The 18,888-nt window shown below is 67.4% G+C and carries 14 protein-coding genes; 10 read left to right on the forward strand and 4 right to left on the reverse strand.

Annotated elements, in window-relative coordinates; genetic code table 11:
- Positions 1–2: 2 nt before the first annotated feature.
- Positions 3–1,139, reverse strand: a complete 1,137-nt coding sequence (gene glf, locus O1W71_RS10800; protein ID WP_269267842.1) for a UDP-galactopyranose mutase — start codon at positions 1,137–1,139, stop codon at positions 3–5.
- 166 nt (positions 1,140–1,305) lie between these two features.
- Between glf and O1W71_RS10805 the strand changes: the two genes are divergently transcribed.
- Genes O1W71_RS10805 through O1W71_RS10840 form a run of 8 tightly spaced genes read left to right on the forward strand, consistent with a single transcriptional unit; the run spans position 1,306 to position 12,014 of the window.
- On the forward strand, positions 1,306–3,222 hold the full coding sequence (locus O1W71_RS10805) for a DUF6541 family protein (protein ID WP_269267843.1): 1,917 nt from the start codon (positions 1,306–1,308) through the stop codon (positions 3,220–3,222).
- 2 nt (positions 3,223–3,224) lie between these two features.
- Positions 3,225–4,421, forward strand: coding sequence for a glycosyltransferase family 4 protein (locus tag O1W71_RS10810; protein ID WP_269267844.1), 1,197 nt, complete (start codon positions 3,225–3,227; stop codon positions 4,419–4,421).
- Positions 4,418–5,617, forward strand: a complete 1,200-nt coding sequence (locus tag O1W71_RS10815) for a glycosyltransferase family 2 protein (RefSeq protein WP_269267845.1) — start codon at positions 4,418–4,420, stop codon at positions 5,615–5,617. Before O1W71_RS10810 ends, O1W71_RS10815 begins: the two co-directional genes overlap by 4 nt.
- A gap of 6 nt (positions 5,618–5,623) precedes the next feature.
- The gene (locus tag O1W71_RS10820) at positions 5,624–6,757 is read left to right on the forward strand and encodes a glycosyltransferase family 4 protein (RefSeq protein ID WP_269267846.1); all 1,134 of its coding nucleotides are present in this window, start codon (positions 5,624–5,626) and stop codon (positions 6,755–6,757) included.
- Positions 6,750–7,988 carry a lipopolysaccharide biosynthesis protein gene (locus O1W71_RS10825; protein WP_269267847.1) on the forward strand — a complete coding sequence of 413 codons (1,239 nt, stop codon included), beginning with the start codon at positions 6,750–6,752 and terminating at the stop codon, positions 7,986–7,988. The genes O1W71_RS10820 and O1W71_RS10825 overlap by 8 nt, the downstream gene beginning before the upstream one ends.
- Positions 7,985–8,884 carry a glycosyltransferase family 2 protein gene (locus tag O1W71_RS10830; protein ID WP_269267848.1) on the forward strand — a complete coding sequence of 300 codons (900 nt, stop codon included), beginning with the start codon at positions 7,985–7,987 and terminating at the stop codon, positions 8,882–8,884. The genes O1W71_RS10825 and O1W71_RS10830 overlap by 4 nt, the downstream gene beginning before the upstream one ends.
- A 32-nt stretch (positions 8,885–8,916) precedes the next feature.
- Complete coding sequence (rfbA, locus tag O1W71_RS10835) at positions 8,917–9,786, forward strand: glucose-1-phosphate thymidylyltransferase RfbA (RefSeq protein ID WP_269267849.1); 870 nt, start codon at positions 8,917–8,919, stop codon at positions 9,784–9,786.
- Positions 9,783–12,014: a glycosyltransferase gene (locus O1W71_RS10840; RefSeq protein WP_269267850.1), complete on the forward strand. Its 2,232-nt coding sequence runs from the start codon at positions 9,783–9,785 to the stop codon at positions 12,012–12,014. The genes rfbA and O1W71_RS10840 overlap by 4 nt, the downstream gene beginning before the upstream one ends.
- Here O1W71_RS10840 and O1W71_RS10845 read toward each other — a convergent pair.
- Together O1W71_RS10845 and O1W71_RS10850 are read right to left on the reverse strand one after the other, a co-directional pair.
- Positions 12,011–13,945: a rhamnan synthesis F family protein gene (locus O1W71_RS10845; RefSeq protein WP_269267851.1), complete on the reverse strand. Its 1,935-nt coding sequence runs from the start codon at positions 13,943–13,945 to the stop codon at positions 12,011–12,013. The two genes, O1W71_RS10840 and O1W71_RS10845, sit on opposite strands and share 4 nt — an antisense overlap.
- Complete coding sequence (locus O1W71_RS10850) at positions 13,942–15,843, reverse strand: rhamnan synthesis F family protein (protein WP_269267852.1); 1,902 nt, start codon at positions 15,841–15,843, stop codon at positions 13,942–13,944. The genes O1W71_RS10845 and O1W71_RS10850 overlap by 4 nt, the downstream gene beginning before the upstream one ends.
- A 117-nt stretch (positions 15,844–15,960) precedes the next feature.
- Between O1W71_RS10850 and rfbB the strand changes: the two genes are divergently transcribed.
- Positions 15,961–16,959, forward strand: a complete 999-nt coding sequence (rfbB, locus tag O1W71_RS10855) for a dTDP-glucose 4,6-dehydratase (RefSeq protein ID WP_269267853.1) — start codon at positions 15,961–15,963, stop codon at positions 16,957–16,959.
- Between the two features lie 3 nt (positions 16,960–16,962).
- Positions 16,963–18,399 (forward strand): dTDP-4-dehydrorhamnose reductase, encoded by a 1,437-nt coding sequence (rfbD, locus tag O1W71_RS10860; protein WP_269267854.1) that lies wholly within the window; start codon positions 16,963–16,965, stop codon positions 18,397–18,399.
- On the opposite strand, the gene O1W71_RS10865 is transcribed toward rfbD, so the two are convergent.
- Positions 18,380–18,883, reverse strand: coding sequence for a GtrA family protein (locus tag O1W71_RS10865; protein WP_269267855.1), 504 nt, complete (start codon positions 18,881–18,883; stop codon positions 18,380–18,382). The two genes, rfbD and O1W71_RS10865, sit on opposite strands and share 20 nt — an antisense overlap.
- Positions 18,884–18,888 lie beyond the last annotated feature (5 nt).

Genomic DNA, 18,888 nt, shown 5'->3' on the forward strand with positions numbered 1-18,888 from the left:
CCTCACGCGAGGTGGTTGTTCCACATCGACAGCGCCGAGCCGATGGCCATGTGCATGTCGAGGTACTGATAGGTGCCCAGCCGTCCGCCGAAGTGGACGTCCTGCTCGCCCTTGGCGAGGTCGCGGTACGCCAGCAGTCCGGCACGGTCCTCGGCCGTGTTCACCGGGTAGTACGGCTCGTCGGCGCGAGTCGCGAAGCGGGAGTACTCCCGCACGATCACCGTCTTGTCGGTCGGGTACCGATCGGCGCGCTCGGGGTGGAAGTGCTTGAACTCGTGGATCCGCGTGTAAGGCGCGTCAGCGTCGGCGTAGTTCATGACGCTCGTGCCCTGGAAGTCGGGGATGTCGAGGACGTCCTGCTCGAAATCGAGCGTGCGCCACGACAGCTCGCCTTCCGTGTAGTCGAAGTACCGGTCGACGGGACCGGTGTAGACGATCGGCAGCTGACCGACGGTGGCCTTCTTGTTGAGCGGCTGGGACTCGTCGAAGAAGTCGGTGCTCAGCTTCACCTCGATGTTGGGGTGATCCGCCATGCGCTCGAGCCACGCGGTGTAGCCGTCGACCGGGAGACCCTCCCACGTGTCGTTGAAGTAGCGGTTGTCGTAGGTGTAGCGGACCGGCAGACGCGAGATGATCTCGGCCGGAAGCTCCTTCGGATCGGTCTGCCACTGCTTCGCGGTGTAGTCGCGGATGAACGCCTCGTACAGCGGACGCCCGATCAGCCCGATGGCACGCTCCTCGAGGTTGTTCGCCTGCTTCGGGTCGAACTCGCCTGCGAGCTCCTGGATCAGATCCCGCGCCTCGCCGGGCGTGTAGGCAGCCTGGAAGAACTGGTTGATCGTGCCGAGATTGATCGGCAGGGGGTACACGACGCCCTTGTGCGTCGTGTAGACGCGGTGCACGTAGCTCGTGAACTGCGTGAACCGGTTGACGTACTCCCACACGGTCGCGTTCGAGGTGTGGAACAGGTGGGCCCCGTACTTGTGGACCTCGATGCCGGTGGTCGGCTCGTTCTCGGTGTACGCGTTGCCGCCGATGTGGTGACGACGATCGATGACCGTGACCTTGCGACCGGATGCCGCGGCGCGCTCGGCGATCGTGAGGCCGAAGAAGCCGGAGCCGACGATGAGGAGATCCATGGGGCGAACGCTTTCGTTTCGGGGCAAGCGAATGGGCGCCCCCGGGCGGGGCGTCACCGATCCTACGCGACGCGTTCCACGGGCCTGAGGAAAGCGTGGGAAAGCCCGTTGTAGGCGTCGGCTACGATGGCATGTCGAATTGTCGCAGTGACGGAGTCGGGATCGAATGGACAGCTGGATCAGCACATTTCCGTCGATCCTCGTCGCTGTGCTCCTCCTGATCATCCCGGGCGGCATCGTCATGGCCGCTGGCTGGGGCATCCGCAACCCCTCACGCTGGCTCTTCGCCCCGGCTGTCTCGGTCACGATCGCCGCCGTCGCCGCGACGGTCGCTCCGCTCGTCGGTCTGCGTTGGGGTCTGATCCCGCTCGCGATCATTACGGCGGTCGTCGCGGGCATCGGTCTCGTGCTGCGCCGTTTCGCGGGGAGTGGCGACGCACCCTCGTCCCGCGGCACACTGCTTGCCGCGGCCGGCGCGCTGGCGGCATCGGCCGGCGGACTGGGCATCCTGTTCGCACGCGCCTTCGGCGGCCCGGAGAACATCGCGCAGCGGTTCGACAACATCGTCCATCTCAACGCGATCGCCCTCGCGGTGCAGAACGGCAGTGCCTCGCCGTTCCAGATCGGCGCAACCTCGGACATCGGCGGCTACCCCAACGCGTGGCACGCCATCACGACGCTCGTCGTCGAGCTGACGGGGGTCTCGATTCCGGCGGGGATCAACGCCGCGAACCTCGGCCTCGTCGCCATCCTGTGGCCCGCCTCGATCATGGCGCTCGTCGGGGCGATGTTCCACCGTCGCAGAGCCGCCTACGTCGCTGCTGCGGCCCTGTCGGCGGGGTTCGGCGCCTTCCCCGCGCTCTTCCTCAACTGGGGAGTGCTCTACCCCAATCTCGTCGGTTACGCCATGGCTCCCGCCGGGCTCGCCGCCGTGGTCCTCGCGCTCGGCGAACGCAAGACCGCTGGGGTCGTTCGGGCGGTGCTCCTCGTGGCTCTCCTCGCCGGTGGCGTCTTCCTCGGACACCCGAACGCCTTCCTGGCCCTCCTCGCCTTCTCCGCCGCGACGGTCCTGAGCACCCTCCTGGCACGCGCGATCACGGCACGGTCACGGCGCGGGTGGTGGACGCTCGCGGCAAGCACGGTGGGCTTCGCGCTGGTCTGCGTCGCGACGTGGTCGGTCCTCCGCACCTCTGCTGAGCACTCGGGATGGAAGCCCTGGCAGAACCTCGCGCAGGCGTTCGGTGAGGCAGCGCTGGCCTCACCTCGGGGATACACGCCGACCATCGTGATCGCCGTTCTCCTCGTGACCGGAGCGGTCGTGGCGGCGCGACGGCCGATGTCGCTCCCTCTGCTCGCGCCCTTCGCGGTGGCCGTGCTGTTGTTCGTCGTCGCCTCGGGTCTGCGTATCGACCACCCGCTCCGCGAGTTCCTCACCAATCCCTGGTACAACGACTCGAACCGTCTCGCGGCTCTGCTGCCGATGGCCGCCATCCCGGTCGCCGTCCTCGGCGCACTCGGGATCTACGACGCGGGGCGCCGAGCCCTCGCGCGGCTCTCCGCGCCGAGCTGGGCACGCGTCCTCGCCCTCGTCGTCGCTGTGATCGCGGTTTTCTCGGTGGCCGTCGGCCCCAACACCCGCATCGCGCTCTCGCAGGTTCGTGAGGCCTACGCCTACACAGACGACTCCGTCCTTCTCACGTCGGACGAACGAGCTCTGCTCGATCGGGTCCCGGAGGAGACCAGCGAGGACGCGCTCATCATCGGAAGCCCGCGGACCGGCGCGTCGCTCGCGCTCGCACTGTCCGATCGCGAAGTGACCCAGCGGCACATCTTCGGATCTCCCTCCGCCGAACTCGTCTACCTCAACTCGCACCTGCGGAACATCGACACCGACCCGGCCGTCTGCTCAACGATCGACGACCTCGGAATCGACTATGTCCTGGACTTCGGACGTCAGGACGTCATGGACCAGTCGCAGGCCGTGATCTACGACGGGATCCAGGACCTCGCACCGGGTCGTCACCTTGTGGTCGTGGATTCGGAAGGTCCCGAAGCACGCCTGTTCCGCATCGAAGGCTGCTGATCGTGGCGTCGCGTCGTCGTCTCGCGGTCGCCTACGACTGCCTCTTCCCCTTCACCACCGGTGGCGGGGAGCGGCAATACCGCGCCTTCGCGGACGAGCTGGCGACCCTCGGGGACGAGGTCGACTACCTCACGTCGCGGCAGTGGGAAGATGATGCAGAGCTGCCCGAAGCTTTCACCGTTGTTCCTATCACCGGCCGCCTCTCTCTGTATTCCGGCGATGGGGTCCGACGCATCCCTGCGGCACTGCGATTCGCCGCCGGCCTGTTCGTGGCCCTCGTGCGTCGGCGTCGTCGATACAGCGCGGTCATCGTGAGCGGACTGCCGATCTTCAACGTGTTCGCCGCCCGCCTCGCTCTGCTCGGATCGCGCACCCGCCTGGTCGTCGACTACCTCGAGGTCTGGCCGCGGCACCAATGGCTCGAATACTCCGGCACGGTCACCGGCACCATCGCCTGGGTGCTGCAGCGTGGCGCCATTGCGATCACCCCTCTCGCGACCTGCCACTCGCGACTCAGCGCAACACGGCTACGAAACGAAGGATTGCGATCGGCTCCGATCACCAGCCCGGGCCTCATCGACGCCACGGTGGAAGCGGGCCCGGTCACCCCGGCATCCGAGCCGCCGTACGTCCTCTACGTGGGACGCCACATCCCCGACAAGCGGGTCGAAACGCTCCCCCCTGCCGTGGCCGCGGCACGCCGGCAGATTCCCGGCCTGCGCCTCGTCGTGCTCGGGCGCGGACCGAGCGGCGACGCCGTGCGCGCCGCAGTAGCGGAGTCCGGAGGCGAGGAGTGGACCGAGTTCCCTGGATTCGTCGACGAGGAGCGACTCGCCCAGCTGATGCACGGGGCCCTCTGCGTCATCAATCCGTCTCGCCGCGAGGGCTACGGCCTCGTGGTGGTCGAGGCGAACGCGCACGGCACGCCCGTCGTCCTCGTCGCCGACCCCGGCAATGCCGCCACCGAGCTGGTCGAGACGGGAATCAACGGCACCGTCGCCGATTCGGCGTCGGCTGACGACCTGGCGGCCGCGATCAGCGCCGTCGCCGACGGCGGCGACGCTCTTCGTCGCACCGCGCGCGCCTGGTACGACTCCGCCATCGAGACCCGCACAATCCGCCGTACCGTCGAGGGAATCCTCGAAGCCCTCGAACCACCGCGGCGCATCGCCCGGAACACGAAAGAAGACACTCTGTGACTGCTGCATCCCCGTCCACCGAGGTCGAACTGACGATTCTCATGCCGTGCCTCAACGAGGCCGAGACGCTCGAAGTCTGCATCCGCAAGGCGCAGGGTTTCCTCGCCCGCACCGGAATCTCAGGTGAAGTCCTCATCTCCGACAACGGCAGCACGGACGGCTCGCAGGAGATCGCGCTCCGCCTGGGCGCACGCGTAGCCGCGGCCAGCCGCCGCGGCTACGGCGCTGCACTGATCAACGGCATCGACAACGCCCGCGGCCGCTACATCATCATGGGCGACGCCGATGACAGCTACGACTTCGAGAACCTCGAGCCGTTCGTCGAGCGCCTGCGAGCGGGCGCCGACCTCGTGATGGGGAATCGATTCGCCGGCGGCATCGCCCCCGGTGCCATGCCGCCGCTGCACAAGTACCTGGGCAACCCGGTGCTGTCGACAATCGGCCAGCTCTTCTTCCGCCCCAACGTCCGCGACTTCCACTGCGGTCTTCGTGGATTCAACCGCGATCGGATCCGCGCGCTCGACCTGCAGACCACCGGTATGGAATTCGCATCCGAGATGGTGGTGAAGTCCTCCCTCGCGAAGTACCGGATCGAGGAAGTCCCCACCACGCTGAAGAAGGACGGTCGGTCGCGCCCACCGCACCTGCGCAGCTGGCACGACGGCTGGCGCCACCTGCGTTTCCTCCTCCTGTTCGCACCGCGCTGGCTCTTCGTCTACCCGGGCCTCGTGGCGTTCTTCCTCGGTGCCATCGCGGTCGCGGTGCTCGCCTTCGGCGGCGTGGAGATCGGCGGGATCGGCTTCGACGTCACGACGATGGTCTACGCCAGCGCGCTGTGCGTCACGGGCTTCCAAGCCCTTCTGTTCTTCTGGTTGACGAAGCTGTACGCGACGCAGGAGGGCTTCCTGCCGACCAGCGAACGGTATCGGCGCATCGTCGCGAAATGGTCCGCCGAGCGCGGCCTCCTCGCGGGCGTCGCGCTGTTCCTCCTCGGCATCGTCATCGGGATCGTGCAGGTCAGCGTGTGGGGAAGCGCGGACTTCGGTCAGCAGGATGCCGCGCAGGCGGTCCGGATCGCCGTGCCTAGCGCGCTCACCATCATCCTCGGGTTCCAGACCATCATGATGAGCTTCTTCTCCGGCGTGCTCACCACCCCGCGCCGAGAGCAGAAACCCGAAGCCGTCATCGAAAGCTGATCGCGGATGCGTATCCTCGTCGACCTTCTGGGGTACACCGGCGGCCGAGGCGGCACTGAGACGTACGTCCGGGAGCTTCTCCCGCGGCTCGCCGGCGTCATGCCCGACGTCGAGTTCGTGGCCCTGACCGGCCGATCCGGGGCGGCGGCAGTCGCACGCTTCTTCCCCGGGCGGGTTGATACGATCCGGTGGGTCGGCGCGGACCGGGCCACGTGGGCTCTCGGTGAGATCCTCGCCGTCGGTCGACGGGCTCGCCGCGCCCGCGCCGAGCTTGTCTGGTCGCCCGCGAACTTCGGACCGCTTTCGCGCGGCGCCGTCCCGCGCGTCGTCTCGATCCACGACGTGATCTATCACGAGGTGCCCGGAACAGGAATCGCGCGCCTCCCCCGATCCATCACCGCGTGGCTGATGGATCGGGCAGCAAAAACCGCGGACCGTGTCCTGACCGTCTCGGATGCGGCAGCCGCCGCCATCTCGCATCACCTCGGGCTCGCCGCCGACCGGATCACCGTCGTCCACAACGGGACCGCGCCCTCACGGCGCATCGCCGACCCCGAGCCGGCGTTGCGTTCCCTCGGTCTCGACACCGATCGTCCGCTCCTCCTCAGTGCAGGCAACCGTATGCCGCACAAGAACTTTGCGGGGCTGCTCGCCGCCATAGCGACGATCGAGCCGGGCCTACGCCCCCGAACAGTCGTGGTCGGCGGCGGCGATCACGACCCCCTCGCTGAAACCGTCGCCGCGCTCGGTCTCGAGTCCGACGTCGTGCTCCCAGGCTGGGTGAGCGACGAGCAGCTCGGAGCGCTTTACGCTGCGGCGACGGTCTATGCCTGTCCATCACTAACCGAGGGTTTCGGTCTGCCCGTCGTGGATGCTCTCGGCGCTCGCTGCCTGGTCGTCGCCAACGATGTGCCCGTCCTGCGGGAAGTCGGGGGCGAGCACGCGTTCTACGCCGACGCTCGGAGCCCGCAGCAGTTCGGCCGAGAGATCTCGCGCGTGCTCGAGCTCGAGGCCGGGGAGCGAGAGGAACGCCGCACCGCCGGACGCGCTTGGGCGGAGCGCTTCACCTGGGATGCGTCGGCGCTCGGCGTGGCCGACGTGCTGCGCGCTACCGCCGGAGCGAGGCACCCGCGTGGCTGAGATCAGCTCGCTGCGGGCTCGCCTCTTCGGCTTCACGCTCATTCCGGCGATCGCCGCTGTGTCACCCCTCGTCGTACTGCCGGCGGTGTCTCGCTCCGCAGGCGACGACGGCTGGGCCAGCGCCATCGCCGGCGAATCGGTGGGCACGTTCGCGGCGATCGCCGTCGCCTACGGCTGGACCACCGTCGGCCCCGCGCTCATCGCCGGCACCATTGACTCGGTCAGACGGGGACGCCTGTATCGGAACGCCGTGGTGGTGCGACTGGCCATGTCCCTGGTGGCGCTGCCGCTGCTCGTCATCCTGTGTGCCGCGGTGGCGGCGCCGGGTCACGCTCTGCTCGCGTCGCTCATGGGGCTGCAAGGCGCCTTGATCGGGCTGTCCTTCACGTGGTTCGCGGTCGGCGTCGGCGACCCACGCTCGATCCTGTTCTACGACGCGATCCCGCGCCTGCTGGTTGCCGTAGCGGCGATGCTCGCGATCGTCAACGGCGTGCCGGTCGAGGTGTACCCGATCGTCGGTATCCTCGTCACGCTGATCGGTACAACGGCGTACACCCTGCGACTTCTCCGGCGGTACCCGTCGCCTTGGCCGCCGTTGCGCGAGATACCGGGACTGTTCCGCCTGGGAGCGCCCGTCGCCCTGAACGACGGGGCGCTCGGCGCATATTCCTCGGTGCCGATGCCGCTCGTCAACACGATCTCGTCGGGCTCGTCCGCCGCCGGTTTCGCGTCAGCCGACAAGCTCGCCAAACTCGGGCAATTCCTGCCTCTGACGCTCGCCAACGCCCTGCAGTCCTGGACAGCGGAGGTATCCGGCTTCGAGCGAGGCAAACGACTGCGCGTCGCGCTGCTGATGCACGGCGGCTTCGGGGCTCTCGGCGCCATCGTGCTGGGCTTGGCCGGACCTACCGTTACCGCCCTGATCTTCGGCGGACGCGCCGGCGCCGCGATGGGCGTCTGTTTCGCGTTGGGGATCGGGTTCGCCATGTACTCGCTCCGCACCTCCATGACGCGCCACGTCCTTTTTCCAGCCGGAGCTCAGAAGAGCGTCATGTGGGCGACGGTCACTGCAACGATCGTGGGCGTGCCGGCCATGCTCGTCGGCGCGTGGCTCGTGGGCCCCCTCGGGGTGGCGGTCGGGTTCGCCGTGACGGAGTCCCTGTCGACCGCGCTCCTGGCGCGACGGACGCGTCGTTGCTTCATCGCTCTGGTCGAAGGCGGCGAGGAATGAAAGATCCTCGGCTCCTCCTCGTAGTTTCCACGCTCGGCCGGATCGAATCGCTCGAGCGGCTACTCGAGAGCGTCGCCGGGCAGCTGGCGACAGGCGATCGGCTGGTCATCGTGGCGCAGCGTCGAGTCGATGATGTCGCCGCCCTCGCGTCGCGCTGGCGGGCGCGATCATCGGGCGACATCCGTGTCGTGACTTCGCCGCTCGGGGCATCCTTGGGTCGCAATACCGGCGTCTGGGAGGGCGCGGACGACATCGATGATGCGTTGGTCATGTTCCCGAACGACACCACGACGTTTCCGGCTGGGAGCGTCATCGCGATTCGTCGGGCGCTCGCGAGCTCCACCGCGGGGGCCGTTCACGTCAAAACTCCCTCGGGCGCACGATTCGATCTGCCACCCGTGGGCACGCCGCTGGACAACCGCAACGTCTGGTCCGTCATCGAGATGGGGCTCGTGATCCGGCTGCCCGTCTTCCGCGATCTGCGCGGCTTCGACGAGAGCATCGGCACCGGTGCTGCGACGCCCTGGCAGGCAGGCGAAGTAACGGACCTGTTGATGCGGCTGCGAGCTCGACGCCCGGACATCGACACCACATTCGGCTGGGTGCACGACGACGAGGCCGAGGTCGGGGGCATCGACGAGACCGCCGGATTGACACGGGCCGAGAGCCGCCGCAAGCTGCGTGCCTATGGGCGCGGTGTCGGGTATGTGTACCGCTGCCACCCGTTTCCGGCGTGGCAGCGATGGGCATTCGTTCTGGCCGGCCTCGTGATCGGTGTGCGCCGCGCCAATGACTACCGGATCGCAGACGGATGGACGGCATTCGCCGGCCGATGGGAGGGCGTTCGCGGCCGCGTCCGACGCGGGGCGGCGGACCGCCGGGCCGTCTCACGCTGACCCGGCGACGGCGTCTGGCAGGATTGAGCATCATGAAGGGCATCATTCTCGCCGGCGGTTCGGGCACGCGTCTGCACCCGATCACGCTAGGCGTCTCGAAGCAGTTGATCCCGGTGTACGACAAGCCGATGGTCTATTACCCCTTGTCGACGCTGATGCTCGCGGGCATCCGCGACATCCTGATCATCACGACGCCGCACGACGCGCCGTTCTTCGAGCGGCTCCTGGGCGACGGATCGCAGTTCGGCATCTCGCTGACGTTCGCGCAGCAGCCGTCCCCCGATGGGCTGGCGCAGGCGTTCACGATCGGCGCGGACTTCATCGGCGACGACAAGGTCGCCCTCGTCCTCGGCGACAACCTCCTCTACGGTCCGGGCCTCGGTTCACAGCTCAAGCGCTATGCCGATGTCGACGGCGGTGCTGTCTTCGCGTACTGGGTGGGCGAGCCCTCCGCGTACGGCGTGGTCGAGTTCGATGACGAGGGTCGCGCCGTGTCGCTGGAGGAGAAGCCCCGCGAGCCGAAGAGCAACTTCGCGGTACCGGGCCTGTACTTCTACGACAACGATGTGATCGACATCGCCCGCGATCTCCAGCCCTCCCCTCGCGGCGAGTACGAGATCACCGACATCAACAGCGCCTACCTCGAACGGGGCAAGCTGCAGGTCGAGGTCCTCCCCCGCGGAACCGCCTGGCTCGACACCGGAACCTTCGACCAGATGACCGACGCTGCCGATTACGTGCGCACGATGGAGCGGCGGACGGGGCTGCGCATCGGCGTTCCCGAGGAGGTGGCCTGGCGTCAGGGGTTCCTCACCGACGACGAACTGCGCAACCGCGCGGCGAAGCTGGTGAAGTCCGGATACGGAACGTACCTGCTCGAGGTCCTCGAGCGCGGTCGGTGACCCCCCGCACCGCGTCGCCCGGCACCATCGTCCGGACGACCATCCGGCGCGCGGCCGCGGTCGCCCGCGCGCGCGTGCGAGACGTCCGGGGCTCGTGGTGGGGCGGGCCCGTCATCCGTCGCATCGACCGGATCTGGTGGGTGCGGACCATCAACCGTGCCGGCATCGTCGACCCGGTCGCCGTCTCCGCTCAGCGCCCCGGCCTGAGCCCGCGCGCCGCCGTGCGGCATTACGTCCGCCGGGGCTTCCGCGAGGGTTTCGTGCTGAACCCGCTGTTCTCGGAACAGATGGTGTCGATGCAGCTCTCCGACGCGGGCCGGGTTCCGGCGCTGTACGCGTACCTGGTCAACGACCGCCGCCGCATCCGGACGAGCCTGCTGTGGGACGCCCCCGGCTATGCCCTCGCCCACCCCGAGTCCTCCGACGACCCTGCCGGCCCGCTCGGCCACGCTTGGCGCAGCCTGCAGGCGGGATCAACCCTGGATTTCGGCTTCCCGGGCGATCGCACGCAGATGCGCGCGGACCGGATCTCGGCCCTCGTGAACCGAGCTCTCTCCCGGTCGGAAAGGGTCTCGTGGCTCAGCGACCTCGCTGAACTGGCGTCCGTCGACGTCGTTCTTCTGTGGCGCCTGTCCGACCTCGAACGCGACTTCAGCCTCACGATGGAGACGGCGGCAGAGGCGAGTCGACGACTCGGCGCCCGTCTTGTCCTCGCCGTGGACGGCGAACGGCCCGACGCATGGTTGCCCGCCGCGGCGGGTTCCGCCGGCACGACGGGAACACTCGTCATCTCCGATGCGCCCCGAGCCTCCGTCGTCGCAACCGCCGCTCGTCAGCTCACTCCTGGCTCGCGCCTGATCGTCCGCGGACCGGGTGACGAGATCACGACCGGAAGCGTCGTGGCCCTCTCCGAAGCGGATACCGGGATCACGTCACCGCTCGTCCTGGACGTGGACGGCGTCGTGATCAACGGCGGTCTGGTGCGCCGCGGCTCGCGTCTGCATCCGCTCCTGCAGGGCCACCCGGCCGAGGATGCGCGCGGGCTCGGACCGCGCGTGCGTGTCGATGGTGTCGCCTCGACGACGTTCGCGATGACCGTCGGCGACTCGGAAACGCCGGAGACTGCTCAGGTCCGCACGGACGCGTGGGTCATCTCCCCCGTGCGCCATTTGCCGGCTCATACGCGGGTCGAGGCGGCCCAGGGCATGACCGATGACCTCGACCACCTCGTCGCCCGCATCGACCTTGCGACCGTCAACCCTGACGATGCACAACTCGGGCGGCGTGCGCCGGCGGCTCGATCCGGGGCGCCCCGGCTGCGATGGGCGCTGAAAACCGCCGCGCCGGCCGGGCTCGGTGCGGAGTGGTGGGGTGACACGCACTTCGCCCGCGGGCTCGCCGACGCGCTCCGCCGCCGGGGCCAGGACGTCGTCATCGACTCCATCGGAGCCCGCAATCGGCCGTCCCATCATCTCGACGACGTCGAAGTGGTCCTGCGCGGACCGGAGCGCATCGAGCCGCATCGGTCGGCGATCTCGCTGCTGTGGATCATCAGCCACCCCGACCAGCTGACACGCGACGAGACCGCGGCGTTCGACCATGTCTTCGCCGCGTCCGAGAAGTGGATCCGCTCGACAGCGGGCGCCCTCGGACCGATCGAGCCGCTGCTGCAGTGCACGGATGTGCACCGGTTCCACCCCACGGGCGCAGAACGCACTGATCGGATCGTGTTCGTCGGGACGGCCCGCGGCATCCCTCGGCCTTCCGTCATCGAGCCGATCCGCGCCGGCTTCGAGGTCGATGTCTACGGCCCTGACTGGACCGGCTGGATCCCGGCGTCGTCTGTCGTCGCGTCGGGCGTGCCGAACGCTGACCTGCCCGCGCTTTACGAGGGCGCGCGACTCGTCCTCAACGACCACTGGCCGGCCATGCAGGCATCCGGGTTCATCTCGAACCGGCTTTTCGACGTCGTCGCCGCTGGCGGACGTGCGATCAGCGACGACGTCGAGGGAATCGACGACCTGTTCGGCGGCATGGTGCGCACCTACCGCACTGTTCCCGAGCTCCTCGGCCTGCTCCGGCAGGAACCGGAGAGTCTCTTCCCGTCCAGGGAGAAAGCCGACCGGATCTCGACTCAGATACGCCAGCAGCACTCGTTCGACGCTCGAGCTTCGACGCTGCTCGAGACGGCCCTGCGCGCGCGCACAGCAGCGACACCCGGACGCTAGCGACGTCGCAGCGGCCGCAGCACCCGCCTGACCCGACGTCGCCAAACCACCGACCGGTCGTATGCAGCCAGGAGGCGATCCTCCTGCTGGGGCCGGTGCAGCCTGGCATACATCTTCAGGAAGTCGCGGAAGGTTCCCCACTCGAACTCGCCGGCGCGTCGCAAGAACTCGATCTGCTCCATCGTCGAAGCGGGCGGCAACGTCACCGAGATCTGGTCGAAGTTGTAGTCCAGCGCGGTGTAGCTGACGGCCATGTAGTCGGGACACGTCACCGTACGCGTGTGATAACCGGCCTCGCCCGCGACGTACGCGGGGACACGCTCGAGGATATGCGCCAGCCCGCCGTCGACGTATGCCTCAGCGCCACCGAACTGGTCGTAGTCCCACGGCTGCTCGACGAGGCGACGCAGCGCTTCAGGGCGGGCGAAGAACATCGACCCGTAAGGCGCGAGCGGCGTGCCCTCGTCAACGGGCACACGCACACCCATCTTCGCCATCAGTTCGAGGAATCCGGGCTTGTTCGCCCACCACCCGTGTCCGAGCGTCGGGTGCCCGATGTGCACGACCGGTGGGAAGGCCATGCCCAGACCCGGTTCGCGTTGGAAGAGCGCGACGAGATTGGCGGTGTAGCCGCTCGAGAACAGCAAGTTCTCGAACTGCTGGAGCTTAAAGTGACGTCCGACGTTGTCGGAGTCCTGGGGTGTCTTCTTCGAGTGCACCTTCACGACGAGGTCGTATCCCCCGTCGAGCAGCTCGTCGCGGCAGCCGATCAGGAACGCGGCCTGATCGCGGCCGTTGTTCGAGGGGAGCACCCGCACCTCGACCGAGCCCCGCGCGGCACGCCGAGACAGATGATCGCGGATGCTGCGGGCGCGGTCCTCCTCCGGTGTTGTGATCACCAGGTCGTACGCACCCGGGAGGGTGTCGATTCGATCCATGATCTCGTCGGTCATCTCGGGGTAGTAGATGTGGGCGACCGCAAGGGTGCGCAGCGGACGCGAGGGGTCGTACGTTCCGTCATCCTCCTCCGCGAGCACCTCGAGCATGGCGGCATCCGCGTTCAGCGTCTGGGGCTCGACGTTGCGCGCGAGATCCTGGTAGATCAGCTCCATCGGATAGCCCCGCCGCTCTGCGGCTTCGAGCGTCCACCGGCCGATCACCGAGAGGCGATCCATGAACGGCGGCCACTGGAAGAACGGGCGCCGCTTCAGCGTCGGACAGCCCGCCTCGATGAGCTGCTGCGCGTAGAGGACGGCGTTGTTCTCGATCTTGTCGGTCAGGCTCGGGAAGGCGACTTCGGCGACGAAGCCGAAGTCGACGAAACGCTCGGTGAAGACTGCCTCGTGCTTCGCGACGGCATCTGAGTAGCTGTCAAGCGACGGCAGATCGCGCCAGTACCGGTTCCATTCCTCCGAGAGGAACATGTCGCGCCGAACCGCCATCCAATAGGACTGGAGGTGATAGGCGAGATAAGAGTCTCCGGTGAATGGGTTCGGCTCGACACGCGGGTGGTCGGTCATGCCCCAGAAATGCAGGGGCCGCTTCTCCATGCGTTCGAACAGCGGCCCGAAGTCGCCGATCGGTCCGAACCACGTGTCGTTCGCAAGGACGATCTCGTCCCACTCTTGGAGGCCATCAGCCAGATGGTCGAGACCCTCCTTGTAACCGGTGATGTCGAAGCCACGGTTCTCGCGCACGAGAATTTCATCGGCGACCGGCTCGAGCACCTCGCGGCCGGCGTCGGTGAGAAGACCGTTGACGACGACGAGGATGTGGTCACAATGAGCGCGCAGCTGGCCCAATGCATATGGGATGTAGGCCTCGACGTCGCCCCGACGGTCGTAGACCACGTAAATCAGGGCGCGCTTGCCCCCTTCGGGGAACTCCGCAGCGGCGCGAGCCGGGAAGTTCACGAGCTCCGCAGTTTTCATTCCGAATCCTCCCCGCGTCGCAGGCCCCGCGACAGCACGCGCCGCGCGCGCGCAAACACGCCGTAGCCGCGCCGCGCGAAGTAGTAGATCGGCAGCAGACGCCGCGCCATGCCGAAGTGATTGAGCCGCAGGTACATGCGGAACAGGCCGACCGGCCCGCCGAACCCCATCGCGCCTGCTCCATGTAGGAACCGGATCTGATCGATCGGGTAGCCGCGAACCGACATCGACACCTGATCGGTCTTGAACTGGAGCGCAGTGTGGCTGATGCTCGCGTGCTCGGGCGTGAGCACAGTGCGTGCGTGGAACCCATCTTCAGCGGCGGCCAACACGACGGTGCGCTCCTGGACGTGCGCGAGTTCGCGATCGCGCCGACCCCGACGGTAGTCGGCGTGCCGCCACCGCGGTTCGACCATTCTGCGGAGGGCATCGGGACGCGCGATCCACATGCCGCCGTAGGGTGCGAGCGGCGAGACCGCATCGACGGGCACGCGGATGCCGACCTTGTCCAGCACACGCTTGGTCGATCCTTCGAGACCCGCCCAGCCGCGGCCCATCGTGCCGAACCCGATGTGGACCATCGGCGGGAAGACGAGCCCGAGTCCGGGCTCTCGAACGAACATCTGCAGGAGGTTGCGGGCGTACCCGCTGCTGCCCAGCAGATTATCGAGCTGATATCGACGCGAGTAGCGGCGCAGGTTCAGGGTCTTGCGAGGAGATGGCCGGTTGTGGAGCTTGATCACGATGTCGTGCCCCCCGTTGAGCAGCACGTCGCGACAGCCGACGAAGAAGTCGCTCATGTCGCGCCCCGGGCCGGGCGGCACCACGCGCACTTCCAGCGAACCGAAACCGAGATCGTTCAGCTCTTCCATGCGGGCCTGCACCTGCGCGGCAGTCATGCCGTCGCCCGTGGTGACCAGGAGGTCGTAGCCGGCGGGAACGCTCCGGATCGCCTGCAGCACCTCGTCGAGCCCGACGAACTCGCTGACGTGGAGGATGACGATGATGGTGAGAGAGTCCACCGAGCTCGTGTCGGGGCGCGCCTGCAGTGGGAGCACGTCGAGCATGCCGGCGTTCGTATTGAGCGCTTTCGGCGGAACCGACCGCGCGAGGCTCTGCCGGATCAGCCCCGTGGGAAAACCATTCTCATCCAGACGCGCCAGCATCTCCCGCCCGATCACCGCGTGCTGGTCGAGATACGGGGGAAAGAGCCGGAACTGCGCCTTTCCCACGACGGGGCACCCGGCACTCAACAGTGCACGAGCGCTGAAGACGAGCGGGTCGCCACTGCGGAAATCCGATGCGGGAAAGGCGAACTCCACCGTCAGCCCCGCCTCGCGCAGTGCACGAGGGAGCGCGTACTCGGCGTCGTGCGGACGTTCTGCGTGAGAGACCCAGAACTCTTCGAGGGCCATGCTACTCAGGGCCTCCTCGCGCAGAACCGTCCACACCCAGGGCGCAGTCAGCAGCGGAAAGCCCTCGCCGGGGAAGGATTCGGGCTGGTGACCGTGAGCGTTTTCGACCAGCTGCCAGGCCGCGCAGGGAACCTCGGCCATGCGGTCGATCACCGCGGAGAAATCCGAAACCGGTCCGAACCACGAGTCACCGCTCAAGATCACCTCGTGCGCGGGCCCCGACTCATCCCGGCGCTGCCGGATCGCGTCGCGGTAGTCGGTCGGCTGGAACACCGATTGCGCCGGTTCGGCGATCGAGTCGCAGACCGCGCGCAGGCGCTGACGCTCGACGACCTCGAGCGCGTCCGGGACGATGACGACGATGTCGTCCATCAAAGGACGGAGCGCCTCAAGGGCGTGGATCACGTGGTCGTCCACCACCGCGCGCGGGCCCTCGACGGCATACACCAATCGGCGTCGTACACGCTCTGCCGGTTCATCCATGTCGGCGGACGGCTCCCTTCACGCCGCGGTCTGCGGCCGATGAATTCTACCGAGCGAGCGTGAGAGCTTTAGGCGCGTTCCCTCAGCCGTCAGGTGCAGGCAGGTAGCCTGGGGAGCGTGTCCACCCTTCTTGTGACCGGCGGCGCCGGGTTCATCGGTTCGAATTTCGTTCACCACGTCATCGGCAACACCGACCACTCGGTGATCGTGCTCGACAAGCTCACCTACGCCGGCAATGCCGCATCGCTTGCGGGTTTGCCCGAGGACCGGGTGCGCCTGGTGCAGGGCGACATCGCCGACGCCGCGCTCGTGGACGAGCTGTTCGGCCAGGTCGACGCCGTCGTGCATTACGCGGCCGAGTCGCACAACGACAACTCCCTCCACGACCCCCGCCCGTTCCTCGACACGAACATCGTCGGCACCTACACCCTGCTCGAGGCCGCGCGGAACCACGACAAGCGGTTCCACCACATCTCCACCGACGAGGTGTACGGCGACCTCGAGCTCGACGACCCGGCGCGGTTCACCGAGAACACCCCCTACAACCCGTCGTCGCCTTATTCGTCGACCAAGGCCGGTTCCGACCTGCTCGTGCGCGCCTGGGTCCGTTCATTCGGGGTGAAGGCGACCATCAGCAACTGCTCGAACAACTACGGGCCGTACCAGCACGTCGAGAAGTTCATTCCCCGCCAGATCACCAACGTGCTGCGCGGCATCCGTCCCAAGCTCTACGGCAAGGGAGAGAACGTCCGCGACTGGATCCACGCCGACGACCATTCCTCGGCCGTGCTGACAATCCTCGACAAGGGCGTCATCGGCGAGACGTACCTCATCGGTGCCGACGGTGAGAAGGACAACAAGACCGTGGTCGAACTCATCCTCGCTCTCACCGGCAACCCGACCGACGCGTACGACCACGTGACCGACCGCCCCGGGCACGACATGCGTTATGCGATCGACTCCACGAAGCTCCGCACCGAGCTCGGCTGGACGCCCCGCTACCAGGACTTCGAGGCCGGCTTGAAGGCCACCATCGATTGGTACCGCGACAACGAGGACTGGTGGGCGCCCGCGAAGGACGGCGTCGAAGCCTTCTACGCCTCGAAGGGTCAGTGACCCGTGGCCATCGAGTTCGGTAAGGCGCTCACGGTCACCGAGACCCCCATCCCGGGGCTCGTCGTCCTCGACCTCCCGGTGCACGGCGACTCACGCGGCTGGTTCAAGGAGAACTGGCAGCGAGAGAAGATGACCGCGACGGGCATCGACCTGCCCGATTTCGGCCCGGTGCAGAACAACATCTCGTTCAACGACGCGGTCGGCACGACCCGCGGCATCCACGCCGAACCCTGGGATAAGTACGTCTCCGTCGCCACGGGCCGCATTTTCGGCGCCTGGGTCGACCTTCGCGAGGGGCCGACCTTCGGCGCCGTCTACACGACCGAACTCGATCCCTCGCGCGCGATCTTCGTCCCGCGCGGCGTCGGCAACTCGTATCAGACCCTCGAGCCCGACACCGCCTACACGTATCTCGTGAACGACCACTGGTCGCCCGATGCGACCTACACGTTCCTCAATCTCGCTGACGAGACCGCAGCGATCGAGTGGCCGATCCCCCTCGACGAAGTCGAGATCAGCGAGAAAGACAAGAACCACCCGCGTCTCTCAGAGGTGGTTCCGATGCCGCCGAAGCGCATTCTGGTAACGGGCGCGAACGGGCAGCTCGGCCGGGCGCTGCGGGCCGAGTTCGGCGATCATCCGTGGATCGAGTACGCGGGCCGGGACGAGCTCGACCTGACGTCGCCCGACCTGGCCTCCGCGCGCCGGTGGCGCGACTACGGCACGATCATCAACGCGGCCGCATACACGAAGGTCGATCTCGCCGAGACCCCCGAGGGGCGCGTCGACGCCTGGTCGGCCAACGTCACGGCGGTCGCCGCGCTGGCGCGAATCGCCACAGCGAACGGCATCACGCTCGTCCATGTCTCGAGCGACTACGTGTTCGATGGAACGAAGGACGGCGCCTACACCGAGGACGATCCGGTCTCGCCGCTGGGCGTCTACGGACAGACGAAGGCCGCCGGGGATGCCGTCGTGTCCGTCGTGCCGCGTCACTACATCGTGCGCACCAGCTGGGTGATCGGCGACGGCAACAACTTCGTTCGCACGATGGCGTCACTCGCCGAGCGCGGCATCGATCCGAAGGTCGTCGACGACCAGATTGGACGCCTGACGTTCACGGACGACATCGCGCGGGCGATACGGCACCTCCTTGAGAGCGGCGCGGCCTACGGTGTCCACAACGTGACCGGGAACGGCGCCGAAGCAAGCTGGCATCGGCTTGCGGCAGAGATCTTCCAGGCACTCGGGCATGACCCCGGGCGCGTCCAGCCAGTCAGTACGGCACAGTACTTCGAGAACGCGACCACAGCTGTGTCGCCTCGTCCGGAGAACAGCGTTCTCGACACCTCGAAAATCGACCGGGCGGGAGCGACGGCGCGGGATCACTTCGCAGCACTGCAGGACTACCTCGGCGTCGTCACGCAGCCGAATCGGTGACGCGGCGCGTTTCCGCATCCTCGTCGCGGAAGACCCATCGGTCATAGGTGAAGTACCGGAACGCTGTCGCAAGGATCTGCCCGATTATCGTCCCGGAAACGTTGTCGGCGACGATCCCATCGAGCCCGAGAACGTAGCGCGAAAAAGCGAGCGTGCCCAGCTGGAGACCCATCGCGATGACATTGAGCAACGCGAAAACGAGATAACGGGATAGTCGGCGCGAGATACTGCGCGAGCCAAATGTCCAATATCGATTGCCGATGTAAGTGACCACCGTCGCCACGATGATCGCGGTGAGTTTCGCGGCTAAGGGCAGGTCGAGCATGGGGCCGCGCCCATCGAACCCGTACACCAGAACGTTGAAGACGGCGGCATCCACAACGAAGGCCAGCCCACCGACGACCAGGAAAGCACCGCCGCGTTTCAGAGTACTGATCGCTCCCGTTGACAACTGCATGCACTCTCCCCAGGCCTCGGTCGGCACAACCG

Source organism: Microbacterium sp. H37-C3 (assembly GCF_027157935.1).
Classification (GTDB): Bacteria; Actinomycetota; Actinomycetes; order Actinomycetales; family Microbacteriaceae; genus Microbacterium; species Microbacterium plantarum.